We start from the raw sequence: 20,466 nt of genomic DNA, 5'->3' as shown, positions 1-20,466 counted from the left end.
GCGAACATATTCGTCCTTAGATTTTTTTAGGGACGATTTTTTTTAAAATCAAAGAAGGTAATCAAATGAAAAAACCATACAAAAATATGCCGATCATATCTTTTGATCATTACATGCTTAGAACAATCAAAAAAAGTGATTATAAAGATATGTATATATATGGCAAAGATGAAGAAACAACTAAATATCTTTCATGGGGGCCCTTTTTACATCCTTTAGAAGCAAAATATTCGATCACTAAAATTTTTTATCCGAGAATTAAACAAGGATTACCCATTGGTTATGCCATCATTGATAAAAATAAAAATCAAATGATTGGAACAGTGGATTTTCATACAAAACCGATCAATAGAAACTATGCTGAAATCGGTTATGTTATTCATAAAGATTATTGGGGTCAAGGTATCATGACCAAAGCTGTAAAAGCTTTAGTAAAAATAGGCTTTGAACATCTAAATTATGATAAAATTATAGTGAAACATATCAGTCAAAATATTGGTAGTAAAAAAGTTATATTGAAATCAGGTTTCAATTATATTAAAAAAGAACCTTACATATTAGAAAAAAGATCATATGTTTTAAGTGATGAACTCTTGACATATGAGATGACAAAGGAGCAATACAATGAGCGCAAACAGAGTTAAAGGAACATATGATGTGCTTCCAAATGAATCGCACAAATGGATAAAACTAGAAGAAAAAATTAGAGAAATATTAAATCTATATAACATCAGGGAAATGAGAATACCAATTATGGAGTATTCTAATGTCTTTCATAGAGATTCTGAAGGATCCGATATGGTCACAAAAGAGACTTATGATTTTGTAGATCGTTCAAATAGAGCTTTAACACTTAGACCTGAGGGTACAGCAGGTGTGATTAGAGCTTATGTCGAAAATAAGCTTTATGCATCACAAGAGTTAGAAAAAGTTTATTATATAGGGCCTAATTTTAGATATGAAAGACCTCAAAAAGGACGTTATCGTCAATTTTATCAATTTGGTGTAGAAGCCATTGGTACGGTTGATCCATCATTAGATGCAGAAATCATCATTTTAGCGTACGATTTTATTAAACGCTTAGGACTAAAAGGTGTCAAAGTTAGAATTAACACTTTAGGTAATCAAAAATCGAGAGATGCTTATCAAAAAGCTTTAGTTGATCATTTTACACCTCATAAAGATGAGTTATGTAACGATTGTAAGGAAAGAATTAATAAAAATCCATTACGGATTTTGGATTGTAAAATCGACCAAAAACATGAAGCTGTTAAATCAGCTCCAACAACACTCGATTTATTAAACGAGGAGTCAAAAATCTATTTTGACGAAGTTATCGCTTATTTAAATGCTGCTGAAATTGATTATGAAATCGCACCAAGACTTGTACGAGGACTCGATTACTATAGTCATACAGTATTTGAAATAGAAGCTGACATCGCAGGATTTGGTGCACAAAATGTTTTAGGTGGTGGTGGTAGATACCAAAACCTTGTTAAGGAACTTGGAGGACCAGATTTAGGTGGGATAGGATTTGCATGTGGCATGGAAAGACTTTTAATGGCATTAGATGCCCTTGAAATCGATTTTTCAAAAGACCTTGAAGTTGATGCATTCATCGTAACAACAAGTCCTGATTTACGCAAACATGCGATGAAATTGTTATATGATTTAAGAAGTGCAAACCTTGTCTCTGATATGAACTATACCCAAAAATCATTTAAAGGTCAGTTCAAACAAGCATTAAGACTAGATACCAAATATTTATTGATCTTAGGCGATGAAGAATTTAATCGTGGTATGGTCAGTATTAAAGATACAAAAACAGAAGTACAAGAAGAAATTAAACTAAATGAAGTTGTGACTTATTTAACACAAAAATTGGAGAAATAACATGAAATATACACATCATAATAATGAATTAAATATCAAGCATGTTGGACAACATGTTTATCTAAAAGGTTGGGTTCAAAAATCAAGAAACCTAGGTGGTTTAGTGTTTATAGACTTAAGAGACAGATTTGGGATCACACAAATTGTGGTAAAACCAGATCATAAAGACTATGAAAAGGCATTAAAAATCAGAAGTGAATATGTCATTGAAGTCAAAGGTGTTGTTTTAGAACGCGAAAGCAAAAACTTAAACATTCCTACAGGAGAAATCGAGATTGAAGTCATGGATTTAATGATTTTAAGTGCAGCTGAAACGCCTCCGATGACAGTATCTAATGATTCAGATGCACTTGAAGAAACAAGGCTTAAATACCGTTATTTAGATTTAAGACGTCCGGTGATGCAAAACTTTTTAATCCAAAGACATAAGATCACCCAAGCGATTAGAAGTGTATTAGTTGATGAAGGGTTTTATGAGTTAGAAACACCGATATTAGGTAAGTCAACACCAGAAGGTGCAAGAGACTATTTAGTACCTTCTAGACTTTATGCAGGTCATTTTTATGCACTTCCTCAATCTCCTCAAATATATAAACAATTATTTATGGTTGCTGGTTTTGAGAAATATTTCCAAATCGCAAAATGTTTTAGAGATGAAGACTTAAGAGCAGACCGTCAACCTGAATTTACACAAGTCGATATCGAAGCTTCTTTTATTGATGAATCAGATATTCAAAGTTTAATTGAAAAAATCATGGTCCATACATTTAAAAAAGTACTTGATGTAGAAGTTCAAACTCCATTTAGAAAAATGAGTTATAAAGAAGCAATGGAAACTTATGGTACAGACAAACCTGACTTAAGATATGAGTTACATATATCTGATTATTCAGAATTATTTAATGCTATCGATATACCTTTGTTTAATGATAAAACATATGTTAAAGGCTTAATCATGCCAAATGGTTCAAGTTTATCAAGAAAACAAATTGATCAACTATCTGCGTTAGTTAAGAAAAATCATGGAGATGCACTCGCATTTATTAAATATACAAATGAAGGTTATTCGGGCAGTATAAACAAATTTATGACTGATACAGATTATGCAAAATTGAACTTGAAAGAACAAGATATTTTATTCTTGGTACCTGGAAATGACGATAATGCATTAAACGCTTTAGGTGCACTAAGAGTCGAACTTGCAAGTATGTTTGGACTTGCAGACCCAAATCATTATCAATTTGTATGGATTACAGATTGGCCACTTTTAGAATATGATGCAGAAGAAGGTCGTTTTTATGCTAAACATCATCCATTTACTCAACCGAGTGATCCAAAAGTCTTAAAAGATAATCCAAAAGAAGCATATGCTAAAGCCTATGACATCGTTTTAAATGGTTATGAAATTGGTGGGGGATCATTAAGAATCTATGATCAAGAAGTCCAAAAATTAATGTTTAAAACACTAGGATTAACTGATGAAGATGTAAAACATCGTTTTGGATTCTTTGTAGATGCTTTAAAATATGGTACGCCACCTCATGGTGGGTTAGCGCTAGGTTTAGATAGAATCGTTATGTTAATGACACATACAACAAATATTAAAGATGTCATTGCATTTCCTAAAACGCAAAGTGCAAAAGATCAAATGATGCAAGCACCAAGTGATGTTGATCAAGTTCAATTAAAAGAGTTACATTTGAAAGTTGGTGAATAATATGAAGAGTATTGTTTTAGCTGGTGGATGTTTTTGGGGTGTTGAAGCCTATTTTGACCAATTAAAAGGGGTTTTAGAGACCTCTGTTGGATACGTTGATGGTAATAGAACACATCCAACATACAGAGAAGTTTGTGATGGTACTTGTACACATGCAGAAGCATGTAGAGTCGTCTACGATGAGCAAGTTTTAACACTTGAAGGTGTATTAGAACATTTTTTTAGAATTGTAAATCCATTTAGCATCAATAAACAAGGCAATGATATTGGATATCAATATCGTAGTGGTATTTATTTAGAAGACATGAGTGAGAAAGAACGTGTCATCGATTATATGAAATCATATTTTAAAAATGATTATGATAAAGTTCAAGTCAAAATAAAAGAAAATAAAGACTATGAACTTGCAGAAGAAAATCATCAAAAATATTTGAAGAAAAATCCATTTGGTTATTGCCATGTTAATTTAGGTTTAGCCAAAAAGGAAGAGAGAAAATCATGAGAAAAGATTTTATCACTTGGGATCAATATTTCATGGGAGTTGCGAAATTATCAGCACTTAGAAGTAAAGATCCATCAACTCAAGTAGGAGCATGTATTGTTAATAGTGATTTAAGAATTGTCGGCATTGGCTATAATGGTATGCCTTCAGGCGCAAAAGATGATGAGTTTCCTTGGGGAAATATGGGTGAGTACTTAGATACTAAATATCCATATGTTGTTCATGCTGAAGCCAATGCGATTTTGAATGCGACACAATCACTTAAAGGGTCGTCCATTTATGTGACACTTTTTCCTTGCAATGAATGCACAAAGTTGATCATACAATCCGGTATCAAAGAGATTGTGTTTGAAAGTGATAAATACGAACATACAAAGGAACATCAAGCAGCTGTAAAAATGTTAAAGGCTGCAAATGTTTCATATCGAAAAATAAAAGTTGGTGAGTTAACTTATGTTAACCTTCATTAAAAGTAATAAAAAAATACTAATCATTTTATCATTTGCATATTTATATGTCTTTTTTGTAGGCGTTGTACCTACGAATTACACTGTAACTGCTCCAGGTGGACTTACAGCTTTAGAATCTTCTTTTGAGATTGAAGGACACGAGATGCCAGATCAATTCTATAGTGTCTATGTATATTCTTATAATCCGATTACAGCATTCCAGTATATGTTGCTTAAAAACGATGAAAGCGTCGTTTTAAGAAGACCAACGATTAGAGAACAAGAAAACACAATCATAGATGAGTATCGGCAGGGGCAGTTATCAAAAAGTGTTTCATATCAAATTGCATTAATCAAAGCATATGAAATGGCAAAAGAGAAGGATCCGACGATTGTAATGAATTATGGATTCGAAGGATTATACATTTATGATTTTCCGAAGCGATTAGAAAACGTAGATATTGGTGATGTAATCATCGAAATCAATGGAGAATCTTATCAAGATTATGATCCGCAGTCGTTTTTCGAGTTATCAGATCATATCAACGTGACTTATTTAATTAAAAAAGAAGATGGGACAACTTATACACTTGTTTATGAACAAGTTTTAGGTGAAGTTTCTTTCTTGTTTTATACCAAATATGTGATATACGATGCTTACCCTGCATATGAACTTCCAGGGCTTAACAGCACGGTAGGAGGGCCTAGTGGGGGTATGCTTCAAACACTGAGTATTTATGTAAGTTTACTAAATATAAACATTCCGGATGTGATCATTGCAGGAACTGGAACGATAAATACGAGTGGAACGATTGGTAGAATTGGTGGGATTACACAAAAAATATATACAGCGGAATACAACGATGTTGATGTATTTTTCATTCCTAAATCACATTACGATGAGATAAAACACATTGATATATCGTATGAACTAGTACCAGTAGAAACTATCGAAGAGGCGGCTTTATGGCTTTATGAGAAATATAATTGATCAAATATATAAGTTTTTCCATAGATATAGAAACTTAGTAAAAAGAATCGATTCAAAAACATCGATGAAGACATCCGTTAAATCCGTATTGGGTGCTCTTCTTATTTCGTTTTTGATTGTGATTTTACCAAGTGTCTTCGTCATCAATATGTTTATATATACTAAACTTACATTTATTTTATCACTTATTTTATTATGTTTTGTTCTTATATGGGCGTTTTTATATTATCATTTTTATTATGTGCTCATTAAAAACTATCATGAAGAGATTAAGGATATTAATACAAAGATACCACAATATGTAGAATCTACTTTTGTAGCGATTATCTTACTTATTATAGGTATAGTAGTTTTATCAACAGTGTTTTAAGAAGGAGAGTATTATGCTTATAGGATTTATCATTATTATTGTTACACTTTTATTAGATCAAGTAACAAAACAACTTGCATATAGACTTATAGCGCCAACATTTGAAGGCATTAACGATGTAGTCATTCCCCATGTGCTAGAACTAAGCTATTATGAAAATACTGGCGCATCTTTAGGGATGCTTAGTGATTTTCAGTATAGAGAGCTAGTGTTTTTTCTGGTTACTGTAGCTGCATTAGTTGTTTTTGGTTATTTATTTAAAGACAGTGATTACAAAGACAAGAAAGTATATACAATTTCTATTGCCTTATTCATTAGTGGCACTCTAGGTAATGCGATAGATCGAGCAATTTACGGATTTGTGATTGATTTTCTACATTATCCTTTTTTGGATTTTTTAAATGACATTGGACTAAGCAATTTTACAAATAATTTAGCAGATAATTTCTTATCTGCAGCCATTGTCTTGTTTGCTATAGATATTTTCTTTTTAGAGCCTAAACGACATAAAAAGACGGAAAGTGAAGCCGATGGAAAAAACAATTAAAGTTACATTTGAACACGAAAAAGAAAGATTAGATATATATTTATCAGAAAATGAGTTTATCAATAAAAGTAGAAGTTATGTACAAAATCTCATTAAAGATCAACATATTCTAGTCAACAATCAAAAAGTGAAAACAGGTTATTTACTTAAAACAGGTGATGTCATCACCATTTTTGAGGTTGAACCAGTAACTTTGGATATAAAACCAGTTGATTTAGATTTAGATATTGTTTATGAAGATGATGATTTACTAGTCATAAATAAACCAGTAGGATTAGTTGTGCATCCAGCTTCTAGTTATCATGAACCTACATTAGTTCATGGTCTTATGCACCAAGTTGATCATTTAAGTTCAATTAATGGTGTGATCAGACCAGGCATAGTGCATAGAATTGATAAAGATACAAGTGGTTTATTGGTGGTTGCAAAAAATGATCAAGCACATCAATTGCTGAGCGAACAACTCAAATATCATCAGATTAAACGCACTTATATCGCACTTGTCTACCATGATTTTAAAGAAAACGAAGGAACTATAGATGCACCAATAGCTAGACATCCAAAAAATCGACTTAAAATGGCGATTGTTGATGATGGTAAGCGTTCAATAACACATTTCAAAGTATTAAAAAGATATGGGGATTATACATTATTATCTTGTGAACTTGAAACGGGAAGAACACACCAGATTAGAGTTCATATGGCTTATATTAATCATCCAATTGTGGGAGACCCACTATATGGTCCAAAACAAACGATTGGAAATCAAGGACAATTTTTGCATGCAACCCAATTGAGTTTCATGCATCCAATAAAAAAAGAGCATATGACTTTTACAGCCGATATGCCCGATTATTTTAAAGATTTTTTAGATCAATTAGGATAAATCTTGTTTGGCCACATTCTTGAAATTCATCTTGGCAATCAAATTAAGTCCTTTTGTGCCTTTTTTCTCATAAAGTTTTTGAATCGCTTCATCAACTTCTTTACCTGCACCTTTAGGTAAGTTCATACCTATTTTTTGGCTGTATTGTTTCATTTTAACCAAAAATGCATAGCGTGCAATAATTGAAGCAGCAGCAACACTTAAATGCACAGATTCTGCCTTAGTGTGAAAATCAATATCACGATAAACTAACGTTTCATCTTTTAAATAATTGAAATATAATTGTGGTGTACAAAACTGATCTAAGATTACAGGAACACTTTCTTTTAACTTAGAAGATGTCTTAACAATACCTTGATTATGAAGAAGTGCTTTCATTTTATTTAAATTATATCCCTCACTGACTAGCTTATTATACTTAGATGGTGGTAGAATAAGTAATGAGTGAATGAGTTTTTTAGCTAGTTTCGGTGCAATCTCAATGATTTTTTGATCTGTCATGTTCTTAGAGTCTTTGACGCCAAGCTCTTCTAAAAATGGTATTTCAGATTTGTTTACAAATACAGAACAAACAACAATCGGACCAAAAACATCACCAGTTCCAACTTCGTCAGAACCGATTGCTGCATAGTCTTCTTTGTTTAAATGGGTTTTGATTGCCACTAACTCATGAGTGACTTCATGACCTTGTAATAAGACTTTACCTGTCTTATATGCTAGAATATCGATATCATTATGCTTTGCATGAAAAAGAAGATAAGGATTTTTATCTTCTATTTGATGATATTGATAAACTTTATTTAATTTTTCTAGTTCTTTATCAGTTACAGACATTGTGTAATGTTTCATAGTTCACCTCTACGCTCAACTATTATTATACCACAATTTTACAGAAAAAGGGTGTTTTATATGCGATTTATGACAAAAACCTTAGAGTTAGATCAAATCATCGAAATCATTTCGAAATATTTAAAATCTGACTCTGCAAAACAAAAATTAAATACACAAGAACCTTCAACAGATATAAATGAAGTTGATCACATGCTTTTAGAAGTCGATGATATGTTAGAACTTATCGCTAGATTTGGACGTATTCCTTTTTTAGATGATTTTGATATCTATCAACTCCTTCATTATGCAGAAATAAAAAGACGATACAGTATCCAAGACTTACTTTATGTTCGTTTATTTTTAGTGATGGAAAGAGATATTTTACTTTATTTAAGACAAAGACAACAAATAAATTTAAAATCAACAAGTTTGGTTCCTCTTTTTGATGACTTATCCAGTCATAAAAGCTTGCTAAACTATATTGAATCAAAGCTTGATGAGGATGGTGTTATTTTAGATGATGCGACACCAAAACTTGCAAGTATCAGAAAAGACATCTCAAGATTTGAAAAACAACTTCAAGACAAGTTACAAAAAATACTTGTCGATTATTCGAAGTATTTAAATGATCAAGTCATCGTGATGAGGAATGAACGTTTTTGTATAGGCGTTAAAGAAGCTTTTAAGAATAAGGTTAAAGGTATCATTCATGATATGTCAGCTTCTAAGCAAACCATTTACATCGAACCAGAGATGACAAGATCTATCACTGCACAAATTGAAAGTTTAAAAGTCAGTGAACAAAAAGAAATTGACATGATTATTGATGAAATGAGTCATGAAATTCAATTATCTTATCTAACCTTAAAACAAAATTTAGATGTATTTGTTAAGTTGGATTTAATTCATGCAAAAGCGATCTATGCACTTGATATTGATGCTCACAAACCAAACATCAATAAAGAAGGATTTATTCAACTCATTCATGCTAAGCATCCGCTTTTAGATCAAAAAGCGGCAGTTCCAATAGGGTTATCTCTTGATAAGCATTTGAAAACATTATTAATTACAGGTCCTAATACTGGTGGTAAGACAGTTGCCTTAAAAACATTAGGCTTATTGACATTAATGACACAAATGGGGATGTTAACACCATTAAATGAAGCAAGTAGTATTGCACTATTTGATCAAGTTTTTGCTGATATTGGAGATGAGCAATCCATATCTCAATCCTTATCTACATTCTCATCACACTTAACAAAGATAATCGATATGATTAAAAACATGAAAGACAATACTTTAGTACTTTTAGATGAGATTGGTAGTGGTACTGATCCTAATGAAGGGGTTGCGCTTGCAATCTCAATTTTAGAGGCATTTAAAGACTATGATGGTCGCATGATGGTCACAACCCATTACTCAGAGCTTAAAAGTTATGCATATGAGCAACCACATATGACAACTGCAAGTGTAGCATTTGATAAGCAATCTTTAAAACCGTTATATTTCCTACAAATGGGCACAACAGGATCATCGCATGCATTTTTAATTGCTAGAAGATTAGGTTTACCAGAAAGTATCATTGAAAATGCACTTAAACTATATGAGGGTAGACAAACAGATCTAGCAAAAACGATGGAAAAATTAAACGATGAAATGCTAGATATCCAAAAAGAAAAAGAATTGTTAAACACTGAACTATCTAAAGTTAAAGAAGAAAAACAACATTATCAAGACATCAAAAATGATCTTTTAAAACGTCAAGATGAAATGATTGAAAAAGTAAAACATAAAGAAGAATCAAAATGGCTAAAACTTAGAGAAGAAGCTATTGATTTGATTTCTGAACTACAGAAAAAACAATCACTTTCTAAACCAGAACTCGCTGATTTGAAAAACAGATTAAATCAAAGAATTGGAGGAGATAAATCACTGTATTTCGATGAATCACTAAACGTTGGTGATGAGGTGTTTATTACATCTTATCAACAATACGGAACGATTATTGACATCAAGGAAGACACTTATATCGTAAAATTTGGCAAGTTTGAATTATCATTTGATAAATCTGACTTAAAAAAGGACAAGCCAAAACCAAGTGATAAACCGAAACTTGTGCAAAAACAAAAATCAGAAGAAATTAAGCCACAAAAAGAAGGTAAACTTGAAGTCGATTTAAGAGGATTTAGATATGAAGAAGTGAGTGCAGCTTTAGATGATGCAATTGACGGTGCACTCATGTCTGGTCTGACGACACTTCGTATCATTCATGGGTTTGGAACTGGTGCAGTTCGAAAGGCTGTACACAGTTATATTAAATCTAGTCCTTATATCAAAGAACACCGTTATGGTGGAGAAGGTGAAGGACTAAATGGAGTAACTATTGTCACACTAAAATAGTGCTTTTGTCTTGCAATATTATAAAAATCATATATAATAAAAATATAATAAAATTATTAAGAAATGAGGAAAATTTAATGACTGAATATCAAGGACAACCTTATGAACAAGTCGTAGGTCAACAAGGTCTAATTGTTGTACAATACTACGCAACATGGTGTGGACCATGTAAGATGTTAAAACCTGTATTAGAAAGTTTAAGTGAAGAAATGAGCGATTCAAAATTCTACAGAGTGGACATCGATTTATTTAGATCACAAGCTATTGAAGCAGGCATTCGTTCAGTACCAACAGTAGTACTTTACAAAGACGGTGAAGAAGTTGATCGTCAAAGTGGTTACCAACCAAAAGAAAGAGTAGCTGCTTGGCTAAATCAATACAAATAATTAAAGCACTTTTGTGCTTTTTTTACTTAATAGGAAATTCTATTTTCAAATCTAAAAATCAAAATAGACAAAAACCCCACAGTTATGTGGGTGAGTAAGATATAAGTCAAAACAATTATCTAAAAACCTTTAAGGTTTGTTTATGATAAACATCAAGTGGTACAGAAGATTCTTTCCCACAGTTTTCACAGTATATTTTAGGATAATCAGAAATAGATTCATCCCAAATTTCTAGTAAGATATCATATTCCTCAACATGTTCAGTGCCACAAACAAGACATTTAAAACGAACGAATTCATCAAAGATATCTTTATTCATAAAATCGTGGATATCAACAGGTGGTCCAAAGTAAAAGCCGTTTTGAAGGGCATAGCGATAGTCTTCTAAGCGAAGTTTTTTCTCTTCATCAGAAATTTTCAATTTGATGGTATTAAAATATTTTGGCATAGGTTTAACCTCCGGGGTCTCTTAGTAAAGAATAATCTAGATTAAGTTTCATGATGTGGCCACATGAACATAAGATGGGATGATACTTATAAATTGATTTTAGCATATGTATCCAATTTGAGCGAGAACGTTTGAGTTTAATAGAAGCATTTGAAAGTAGTTTTTTGAAAGTAGCGACCGATTTCTTTGATTTATTTGCATAGAAACCAAAATAGCGAATGGTGTGAAAGTGCTCATCTGGAATGTGAACGATGAGTTTGGCAATAAACCTAAAGACATGTTCAGTGATGGTTTGTCTACCAAGAAATGAAGGATCATCTTCTGATTTATCATCATCTTCATGAGGATCATAGGTCCAAGTGATCATATGGGTAGAAGTATCGAGATTCAAAATACGTTCTTCAGAAATTGCAGGACGTGAAGCATAACGTGTGATATAATCAGAAACTTTTTTCGCAGCATTCAGAAAACCATAATCTTTAAGTTTTGGACCATGTGCATAAAAGCCTTTCTTATATTTTGAGATGAGAGAAGATCTCAAACGATTGAAGCGGTTATAGATGTCCTTACTCGCGTGGACCTTTAAGTAATTTGAGATATTTCTAAGTAAAGCAAGTTGGAAGTAAAGTCTAAGTTTTTCAAAATGAAAGTAAGAAAACTTTCGCAAGTTTTGATTGAGATCGAGCGTTCTTTCAGCAACCAAAACGTGAATATGAGGATTAAACTTAAGATCACGCCCAAAGGTATGAAGAAAAGCAATGAGACCAAGTCTACGATCTTCTTTAACTGCAATCTTTGATGAAAAGACAAGTGCTTGAAGCGCTTCATTAACAGATGAGAAAAAGACATCAAAAAGCCCCCGATAAATTCTAAAGTAATCTCTAAGTTCTCTAGCGATAGAAAAGACGAAGTGACGGTGAGGGACATCTAAAAGTTTTGATTGAACAGCAATCGTTCTTTTCTCACGATAGTTCTGGTTACAAGAAACACAAAATCTAGAATGACAAGATAAACCTTGGAGATGAAAGTTATCACAAGAAGGACACTCGAAAAAAAGATGTCCTTTAGATAAATTTTTACAGTCAATCATTTTTTCAACATTAGAAATGATGGCAGGTCTTAGTCTATCGATAAACAAAGGTTTAAATATGGGCCAGTATGTTTGAAAGATGGATTGAATGGTTAGTTTTGGCTTTCGATAGGCTTTCAAATTTGAAAGTTTATTCAGTTCATTTTCATAGACATCCTTACCCTGCATCGCAGCGAAGGCTAAGAGATCTCTAAACTTATATTTGAGTAAGATAGGGTCCATGATTCTATTATAAAAAGAAAGATAAAAAAAGAAAAGGCGATTTTATCGCCCTGAGTGAATTTATTCACTTTTGTTCATTAACTAGGAAATTCTATTTCAACCTTTTATCATATTTATAAAAATGGTAAAATAGATATATAGTAAACATTTGATGAAAGGGGGGGGACTTACATGCGCTACAAAGCCATAAAAACGAAGTTATATTTAAGTCAAAATGAGAAAAAATTCTTACTTTTTCTAATGCATGAAGCCAAGCATTTATACAATCAAGCCTTATATCATGTTAGACAACATTATTTTGAATATGGAACATATTTAAGCTATGTTGATAATTATAAATTATTAAAAGATAGTGTCCATTATAGAACCTTATCAACATCGTTGGGACAGTCAGTTATAAAAAAAGTTGATGAAGCCATGAAAGCTTTTTTTGGATCCGTCAAATCAAAGAAAAACAAGAAAGTAAAACTACCTAGATACTTAAAAAAAGATGGCTTTTTCTCACTGGTTGACCGAATGGTCTATAAACCAAATGATCATGAGTATATACTACCTAGAGGACATTTTATTAAAAAGATATCTAAAGACTTTGAAGATATATCCAAACAGTTATCCAAACATGCATTATCATTATTGGAAATTGAAACATTATCATTAAAGATAGACACACCTAAATGTATATCAAACAAACGAATTAAAGAAATCACCATCAAAGAAAAATATGATGGCAAGTACATTGAAGTGATACATGTTTATGAAGATGATGATGTAACCAATGAGCATAACACTAAAAAAGAAGTGATGGGGATTGACTTTGGATATAATAACTTAGCCATGTGTGCAGTAACCAGTGGGAATCATCTATTAGTCGACGGGTTAAGATTAAAAAGTATGAATCAAAGATATTGGAAACGTATATCAAAGCTAGCTTCTTTAAGAGAAAACCAACATGTACTTACAAAAAGAATGATTGCCGTGTTAGAAAAAAGAAACCATCAAATGTCTTATGGGATATATAAAGCAGCTAAGTTAATCATTGAACATGCTAAAAAAGAACATGTAAAAGAAATCATCATTGGATATAATGAAGGATTTAAGGATACGAAAACAAGTAAGAAAAATAATCAGTGGTTTAAATCAATCCCAATCGCACGATTAAGAGATAGAATCATAACTTTAGCAGAAGCAAATGATATTTCATATCAAGTCATTAATGAGTCATACACATCAGTGGCATCTTTTATTGATCAAGATGCATTTCATCAAAAGGAGCATTCTGGTAGAAGAATCAAAAGAGGACTTTATGAAAGTAAAAAAGGCATTTTAATCAATGCAGATTTAAATGCCTCATTAAATATGATTAGAAAATGTAAGCCTGATGCCTTAGGGACAGGGTTTAGAGGTTGGAACACGCCTAAACGGACTTACCTATTTGGGTAAGGTGTCGTTTTAAAGGAGTAATTTTTAAATTACTTTTGTTCTTGGTGAAAATTTAGTATAATAGATATGGTGATAACATGGACGGATTCTTACTTGTAGATAAACCCAAGGATATGACATCTCACGATGTCGTTTTATATCTTAAACGCAAGTTTCATTTTAAAAAAATAGGCCATACTGGCACACTTGATCCCTTTGCAAGTGGTCTTTTAATCATTTGTGTTGGTAAAGCTACAAAGCTGTCAGACATGTTTTTAAATATGAATAAATCATATGATGGAACACTTGTTTTTAACAAACACTATGATACTTATGATGTAACAGGTAAATTGATTGAAGAAAAAGAGACGCAAATAGCTGATGAAGCTTTAGAAAATGCTGTAAAAAACATGATCAAAGCATATGAACAATTACCACCGATGTATTCAGCAATCAAAGTTGATGGACAAAAGCTATACGAACTTGCAAGAGCTGGAAAAGAAATCGAAAGGGATAAAAGACCTGTTGAGATTTATGATTTTAAATTGACTTCATCCTTAGTTGATCATACAGTAGATTTTAGTATTGACGTTTCTAAAGGTACTTATATAAGAAGTATAGCAGTTGATTTGGCTGATAGTTTACATACATACGGAGCACTTAAAGAGCTTAGAAGAACAAAAATTGGACCTTATCGTATCGAACAAGCAAAACCACTTCACGATATTATAGAAAGTGATATGATAACCTTAGAAGCATACTTCATCCATCATCCAAGAGTTGTTTTAAATGACTATATGATAAAGCTTGTTAGAAATGGCGTTTATTTAGATGAAAGACAAACAACCATTGACAAAGATTTTATTGTTTATGATGAACAAGGGCATATGATCGCTTTCTATCAAAGAATTAAAGAACATACATATAAACCAGGTTTAATATTTTAGAGGTATAACATGATAATTATTAATGACACTTACGATAAAATTGAAAATGAAGACGATTTGACGGTGACCATGGGAAACTTTGATGGACTACATTTAGGACATCAACAGCTCATTAACCGTGTTTTAAGATATAAAGACACCAAACATGCGGTCATCACATTTGACCCACATCCATCTGAAATCTTAAGAAGAAAACCGTTTAACACGTTGACGCAAAAAAGAGATAAAATAAAACTTTTATCTAAATTTCCATTAGATTACACATTTATTATTAAATTTAATGAAGAGTTTTCCAAGTTATCTGTACCTGAATTTATTGATTTTTTAAAGCGTTTGAGAGTACAAAGACTTGTCATCGGACGTGATGCTAGATTCGCATATCGAGGATTAGGAACGATTGATGATTTGAGAAAATTTTTTGTCGTAGATATTCTTGATGATCTCGTCTATAATCATACGCGTGTTTCTACAACCTATGTTAAAGACTTTTTATTACAAGGGGATATCGCATCGGCAAGAAAACTATTAAATAGACACTATGAAATTACAGGAACTGTAGTTCATGGCCATAAAATCGGTCGAGTCATTGGATTTCCTACTGCAAATATCGATTTTGGAAACTATTATATGCCTAGAAATGGTGTATATTATGTAAAAGTATTTGTCAAAGACACTTGGCATCATGCAATGGCAAATATCGGAAATAATCCAACATTAAACTATTCAGCTGAAAAAAGATTAGAAATATACATATTGGATTTTGATCAAGATATTTATCATGAGCAAATCACTGTAACCTTTATGCACTTTTTAAGACCAGAATATAAATTCGCATCTAAAAAAGCCCTTATTAACCAACTTAAAAAAGATGAAGAAACAGTTAGAGCACTATCAAATTATTAAAATTATGCTATAATAGATATATATGAAAAGGGGTGTTGTTATGAAAATGATCATTGCGATTGTATCTAATGACGATGCGAATAAAGTACAAAAAGCATTAGTTAAAGAAAAGTTCTTTTCAACAAGATTATCTACAACTGGCGGTTTCTTACGTGCAGGTAATGTTACCTTTATGATTGGTGTGAATGATGAAAAAGTGCCACAAGCACTTGAAGTTATCGAAGCTCATTCGAAGAAACGATCAAAACTAGTACCAAACACAATTGTGAATGAATTTGGTTCATTTTCTTCACTACCTATTGAAGTTGAAGTCGGTGGAGCAACCGTGTTTGTTCTAAATGTCGATCAATTCGTTAAAATTTAACAATAATGTTGCATTTTATAAAAAAAATGTTACAATAAAAAAGGCGGTAACAAGGTATAAGGACAGCCGACCTGTACTTTAGTTATTCGAAGGAGGAAACAATAATGGCATTAACAAAGGCGCAAAAAACAGAAATCATTAAGAATTATGCAACTAAAGACGGAGATACTGGTTCACCAGAAGTACAAATCGCTGTATTATCTGCTGAAATCAACTCTCTCAATGAACATTTACAACAACATATTCATGATTTCCACTCTCGTCGTGGGTTATACATGATGATTGGTAAAAGACGTCGCTTATTAAACTATTTACGTCATAAAGATGTAGATCGTTATACAGCATTAATCCAAAAATTAGGATTACGTCGATAAAAGGGTTGCGTAAGCAATCTTTTTTTTTCTGAGCTTTGGTGATGATTGTTGTTCATATCTCAGATAATTTGATAACAATCACCATAAATCGGATTTTAAATACTAAATATTTATTTGAAAAATAGTGTTATAACCCGAGTTTTATAGTTTGAAAAGAGTAAAAGAGACAATCTCCGCTTGATTAGTGGAAGTTAGTCTCTTTTTTGATTTAAGTGTTTTGTAGTAAAGTAGTAAATTCTCTTTTAATAGTTTCGGATTTGTAGAACTGCTTAGAGAAATCTACTCCATATTTATATGATAATTCTAGGATTTCATGATTCACTTTATTCAAATGTAATATTCCATTTGACATTTGAAGTATTTGTGCGCTATTTAAAGCGTCTTTAAGTTTATTTACTGAATACTTGTTTCCAGTTTCTAGCTGTAATAAACGATAAAGTGTTAATGAGATGAAACAAGTTAAGAAATGGCCTTTTATGTGCTCGTCTGTCCATACATAAACTGGTCTTCCTTCCAAGTCGCTTTTAGTGACTCTAAATGAATCTTCAATTACGGATAAATTTCTATACTTATCAATGATATCGAATGGTGTTAACTCTAAATCGTTTGTTACGATTGCGTAATATCCATCCAATGCGATATCTCTTTTGTACTTTTCTTCATTAAATTCATAATGATTCTTAGCTTTTACTATTTCTCCAGTATCTTTATCATATACTGTCTTTTTAAAGTATTTCTTTACACCGAATGAGTTTGATGCGTTAAGTAATGATGGGTCATCAATAAACTTTTCTATCTTTTCATCTAGAATGCCACGTTTAGCGTGTTGGTATCTTTCTTCCTTTAAACTCCAAAAACACAATAGATGTTCTGTTAATTCATGTTTGATCTTTTTATTATCTTTATCTACTTCACCAGTGTCTACAGTACGGATTCTTTTGACTGTTTTATATTTGAACGTACCAGCTTGGTTTTCTATATATCCTTCAGGATCTAATATGATATCTGCCATTTTGCTTCCACGCATTCGTATCTTTTGGGAAATAATATACTTATCTTTCTTTTGATCAATATAACTAAGGTTTTTTCCACTGTTGTTACCTTTGTCTCCGACAATGGTAATTTTACCTAAGTTGTATTGTTTTTTTATTTTCGTTAAGATTGGTTGCATTGTACTTAAATCATTTGTACATCCTGGAAACAACTCATAGGTTATTGGGATTCCATCTCTATCTATAAATAACCCCATTTGTACTATTCCTGTTTTTTTATTTTCTTTGGATACTCCTTTTTGTCTTAAACCTATCATCTCTTCACTTTCAAAGTAATAGTTAGTCACATCATAGAATACTAATGTACAATCACGTCCGTATTCCTTACTGATTCCTTGATGCATGCAATATGTTAAATCATCTTTAATTAATGCTAAATAATCAAGTGATTTATAGATGTCTTCCATCTTGAAATCACTTAAATCAAAGAAGTAATTCCCTTTATTCTCATATGTTTTCTTCTTACTTCCTGGATTAAGACATCTAGAAAACACAAGTAACTTCAATATGTCATCTAAGTCGTATTTTACTCTTGTAGTTTCTTGGTATGCCTTCATAAACTTCGATATCCCTATCTTGTTGTAAATTCTCTCTAAGAATACATATCCGTAGTTCAGCAACGAGTTTGATTGTTCTTTGGAGAAATCAATTGTCATTTCTTGAAAAAGTTGTTCTTCTTTCTCTAAACTCAGTTTCTTCGCTTCTAATCTTAGTTCTTCTAAAATGTTTGGGTTGTCTTTTTCTAACTCTTCTAAAATACCGTAACTCTTTATTGTTCGGTGCTTTGGTTTACCGTTTTGATCACGGTAACTCTCAACCAAATATAGAGAATGTGTATTATTTGTTTTTATCTTTACCTTTTTTATAAACATAAGAATCAACTCCTATATTCATCATATCATAAATTACTACGATTTACTACAATTATTTTGACTATTTGCTTTTTTATAGTTTGTTTTATACTTAAAAGCACCTAAATCACTATTTATAGCCATTTAGGTGCTGTTGTATTTGTAGTAAACTTGTTGTATTAATGTTGTTTAGTGCTAGGTTTGTGAAACTAAACTATAAAACTCGGGTCACCATAAATCGGATTTTAAATACTAAATATTTATTTGAAAAATAGTGTTATAATATATACGCCAAACAATTACAATAAAAGGAACTATAAAAGCGAGTATTTTATCCTTGAATTGTTTGGCGACGTTCCTTGGGATGAAATACTCGCTTTTGAAGTCTAAGGAACGTGCATATGTCAAAATTGAATAAAGTTTGTCCACTTTGTGGAACAATAGATTCTTCTATTAAACATGGTAAAGATACTAAATGTAGACAAAGGTTTTTATGTAAATCATGTAATAAATCTTATATCAAAGATTCAAGTAGTCTAAAACATTTAAAATCAAGTGATTATATTTTTAAAAAGTTTTTAGGATTAATGATCGATGATACTACTATTGAAGTAATAGCAAGAAACCTCAATATAAATACTAAAACTGTTAACTATTGGAAATTTATAGTATTTAAATCACTAGAGAACCACCAAAATGATATTAAACTTAATGGTACTATATTAATAGATGAAACCTTTATTCCAATACGAAATAAAAAATATAAGATATTAAAAAACCTTAACAAAGAGATCCGAGGTATATCCTATAATCAATTATGTATAATAACAATGATTAATCTATTTGGTAAATCAGTAGCTAAGGTAGTGTCAAGGGCTATGGCTATGCCAGAGCACTACATAAATTTATTTACCCACAACATAGGGTATGTAGATAAATTTATATATGATGGTAATAAAAGAGGTTTTCAATTTATGAAAGGGTTCAATGTTGAATACATCGATGGAAAAAGAGATATAACAAATGAGCATTCAACGGATTTAGTTGATCAGTATCACTCAATATTGAAAAGACATATATTTAAACATAATGGTTTTAACATAAAAAATACGCAACATTATTTAAACTTCTTTGTATATAGACAAAATTACTTGGCATCTCATAATGTTAAAGATATGAGAAGCAAAAACAAAGTTAAAAATAAAATGATAGATGATTTGTTCAAAATCATTAAAAACACAAATAAGAAAATCACTTATCTAGATTACATGAAAGACCTGGGAATTGAAGATATATTATTAGCAATTTAGAATAAACAACAATCATCACCAAAGCTCAGTAAAAATTTGAAAAAATGCATATTTTTAGTATAATATATATACCAAATTTAATTGTTAAGGCTATAAAGACTCAAGGGAGAAAGTTTTTATCTGAGGTAAAATGCAAAAGTTTAAGTTTTACAAATTTTACGGTATAATATTTTATATTAGGAGGTATGGCAAATGTTTAAACATGAACCCGGACGTTTTTATATGGAAAATGAAGATGGACAAATGATTGCAGAAATCACTTATCAGTATGTAAAGGATTATATTGCAGCAACACATACGTTTGTTGATCCTGTACTTAGAGGACAAGGGATTGCACAAAAGTTAGTGGATGCAGTTGTTGATGTTGCTCGTCGTGAGGGTAAAAAAATAGATCCTGTTTGTCCATATATTTTAAAACTATTTCAAAGAGATGCAATTTATAACGACGTATTTTTAAAGTAAAATTTACGTTAAACTTATGTATTTAGCATACGCTATGCTAAAATAGCATATA

General features: G+C 31.4%; 22 protein-coding genes. 18 read left to right on the top strand and 4 right to left on the bottom strand.

Going from position 1 to position 20,466, the window contains the following annotated elements:
- The first annotated feature begins 65 nt into the window (after positions 1-65).
- From BK011_05520 to BK011_05480, 9 genes are read left to right on the top strand one after another with little or no spacing between them, the layout of a single operon-like run.
- Positions 66-644, top strand: a complete 579-nt coding sequence (locus BK011_05520) for a hypothetical protein (protein ID AUD65165.1) — start codon at positions 66-68, stop codon at positions 642-644.
- Entirely contained in the window at positions 625-1,893 is a 1,269-nt protein-coding gene (locus BK011_05515; protein AUD65164.1) for a histidine--tRNA ligase, read from the top strand. Before BK011_05520 ends, BK011_05515 begins: the two co-directional genes overlap by 20 nt.
- Before the next feature lies 1 nt (position 1,894).
- Positions 1,895-3,610 (top strand): aspartate--tRNA ligase, encoded by a 1,716-nt coding sequence (locus BK011_05510; GenBank protein AUD65163.1) that lies wholly within the window; start codon positions 1,895-1,897, stop codon positions 3,608-3,610.
- A 1-nt stretch (position 3,611) separates the two neighbouring features.
- Positions 3,612-4,112 (top strand): peptide-methionine (S)-S-oxide reductase, encoded by a 501-nt coding sequence (locus BK011_05505; protein AUD65162.1) that lies wholly within the window; start codon positions 3,612-3,614, stop codon positions 4,110-4,112.
- Complete coding sequence (locus BK011_05500) at positions 4,109-4,582, top strand: cytidine deaminase (GenBank protein AUD65161.1); 474 nt, start codon at positions 4,109-4,111, stop codon at positions 4,580-4,582. The genes BK011_05505 and BK011_05500 overlap by 4 nt, the downstream gene beginning before the upstream one ends.
- The gene (locus BK011_05495) at positions 4,566-5,552 is read left to right on the top strand and encodes a hypothetical protein (protein ID AUD65160.1); all 987 of its coding nucleotides are present in this window, start codon (positions 4,566-4,568) and stop codon (positions 5,550-5,552) included. Before BK011_05500 ends, BK011_05495 begins: the two co-directional genes overlap by 17 nt.
- Positions 5,536-5,922 (top strand): hypothetical protein, encoded by a 387-nt coding sequence (locus BK011_05490; protein AUD65159.1) that lies wholly within the window; start codon positions 5,536-5,538, stop codon positions 5,920-5,922. Before BK011_05495 ends, BK011_05490 begins: the two co-directional genes overlap by 17 nt.
- A 13-nt stretch (positions 5,923-5,935) precedes the next feature.
- Entirely contained in the window at positions 5,936-6,469 is a 534-nt protein-coding gene (locus BK011_05485) for a hypothetical protein (GenBank protein ID AUD65158.1), read from the top strand.
- Positions 6,453-7,355, top strand: a complete 903-nt coding sequence (locus tag BK011_05480) for a pseudouridine synthase (protein AUD65157.1) — start codon at positions 6,453-6,455, stop codon at positions 7,353-7,355. The genes BK011_05485 and BK011_05480 overlap by 17 nt, the downstream gene beginning before the upstream one ends.
- Here the strand turns inward: BK011_05480 and BK011_05475 are convergent.
- Positions 7,347-8,204 carry a ribonuclease HIII gene (locus tag BK011_05475; protein AUD65156.1) on the bottom strand — a complete coding sequence of 286 codons (858 nt, stop codon included), beginning with the start codon at positions 8,202-8,204 and terminating at the stop codon, positions 7,347-7,349. The two genes, BK011_05480 and BK011_05475, sit on opposite strands and share 9 nt — an antisense overlap.
- Before the next feature lie 60 nt (positions 8,205-8,264).
- On the opposite strand from BK011_05475, the gene BK011_05470 reads away from it, so the two are divergent.
- The gene (locus BK011_05470; protein AUD65155.1) at positions 8,265-10,586 is read left to right on the top strand and encodes a hypothetical protein; all 2,322 of its coding nucleotides are present in this window, start codon (positions 8,265-8,267) and stop codon (positions 10,584-10,586) included.
- 77 nt (positions 10,587-10,663) lie between these two features.
- Positions 10,664-10,972: a thioredoxin gene (locus BK011_05465; protein AUD65154.1), complete on the top strand. Its 309-nt coding sequence runs from the start codon at positions 10,664-10,666 to the stop codon at positions 10,970-10,972.
- A 115-nt stretch (positions 10,973-11,087) separates the two neighbouring features.
- Here the strand turns inward: BK011_05465 and BK011_05460 are convergent, their stop codons facing one another.
- Both BK011_05460 and BK011_05455 read right to left on the bottom strand, forming a co-directional pair.
- Complete coding sequence (locus BK011_05460; GenBank protein AUD65153.1) at positions 11,088-11,420, bottom strand: hypothetical protein; 333 nt, start codon at positions 11,418-11,420, stop codon at positions 11,088-11,090.
- A 4-nt stretch (positions 11,421-11,424) separates the two neighbouring features.
- Positions 11,425-12,732 carry a hypothetical protein gene (locus BK011_05455; protein AUD65152.1) on the bottom strand — a complete coding sequence of 436 codons (1,308 nt, stop codon included), beginning with the start codon at positions 12,730-12,732 and terminating at the stop codon, positions 11,425-11,427.
- Positions 12,733-12,903: 171 nt separating this feature from the next.
- Between BK011_05455 and BK011_05450 the strand changes: the two genes are divergently transcribed.
- The 5 genes from BK011_05450 (at position 12,904) to BK011_05430 (ending at position 16,739) form a co-directional block, all read left to right on the top strand.
- The gene (locus tag BK011_05450; protein ID AUD65151.1) at positions 12,904-14,172 is read left to right on the top strand and encodes a hypothetical protein; all 1,269 of its coding nucleotides are present in this window, start codon (positions 12,904-12,906) and stop codon (positions 14,170-14,172) included.
- Positions 14,173-14,249: 77 nt separating this feature from the next.
- Positions 14,250-15,098 carry a tRNA pseudouridine(55) synthase TruB gene (locus BK011_05445; GenBank protein ID AUD65150.1) on the top strand — a complete coding sequence of 283 codons (849 nt, stop codon included), beginning with the start codon at positions 14,250-14,252 and terminating at the stop codon, positions 15,096-15,098.
- 9 nt (positions 15,099-15,107) lie between these two features.
- Positions 15,108-16,001, top strand: coding sequence for a riboflavin biosynthesis protein RibF (locus BK011_05440; GenBank protein AUD65149.1), 894 nt, complete (start codon positions 15,108-15,110; stop codon positions 15,999-16,001).
- A gap of 40 nt (positions 16,002-16,041) precedes the next feature.
- Positions 16,042-16,365 (top strand): transcriptional regulator, encoded by a 324-nt coding sequence (locus BK011_05435; GenBank protein ID AUD65148.1) that lies wholly within the window; start codon positions 16,042-16,044, stop codon positions 16,363-16,365.
- A gap of 104 nt (positions 16,366-16,469) precedes the next feature.
- Entirely contained in the window at positions 16,470-16,739 is a 270-nt protein-coding gene (locus BK011_05430; GenBank protein AUD65147.1) for a 30S ribosomal protein S15, read from the top strand.
- A 208-nt stretch (positions 16,740-16,947) separates the two neighbouring features.
- Here BK011_05430 and BK011_05425 read toward each other — a convergent pair whose 3' ends face one another.
- Positions 16,948-18,663 (bottom strand): hypothetical protein, encoded by a 1,716-nt coding sequence (locus BK011_05425; protein AUD65146.1) that lies wholly within the window; start codon positions 18,661-18,663, stop codon positions 16,948-16,950.
- A gap of 380 nt (positions 18,664-19,043) precedes the next feature.
- Between BK011_05425 and BK011_05420 the strand changes: the two genes are divergently transcribed.
- Positions 19,044-19,952 carry a hypothetical protein gene (locus BK011_05420; protein AUD65145.1) on the top strand — a complete coding sequence of 303 codons (909 nt, stop codon included), beginning with the start codon at positions 19,044-19,046 and terminating at the stop codon, positions 19,950-19,952.
- A gap of 192 nt (positions 19,953-20,144) precedes the next feature.
- The gene (locus tag BK011_05415; GenBank protein ID AUD65144.1) at positions 20,145-20,414 is read left to right on the top strand and encodes a GNAT family N-acetyltransferase; all 270 of its coding nucleotides are present in this window, start codon (positions 20,145-20,147) and stop codon (positions 20,412-20,414) included.
- The last annotated feature ends 52 nt before the right edge of the window (positions 20,415-20,466 follow it).

The sequence above is a fragment of the Tenericutes bacterium MZ-XQ genome (assembly GCA_002838205.1).
In the GTDB taxonomy this organism is placed as follows: Bacteria; Bacillota_I; Bacilli_A; order Acholeplasmatales; family Acholeplasmataceae; genus Mariniplasma.
This window is presented reverse-complemented; position numbering and strand designations above follow the sequence as displayed.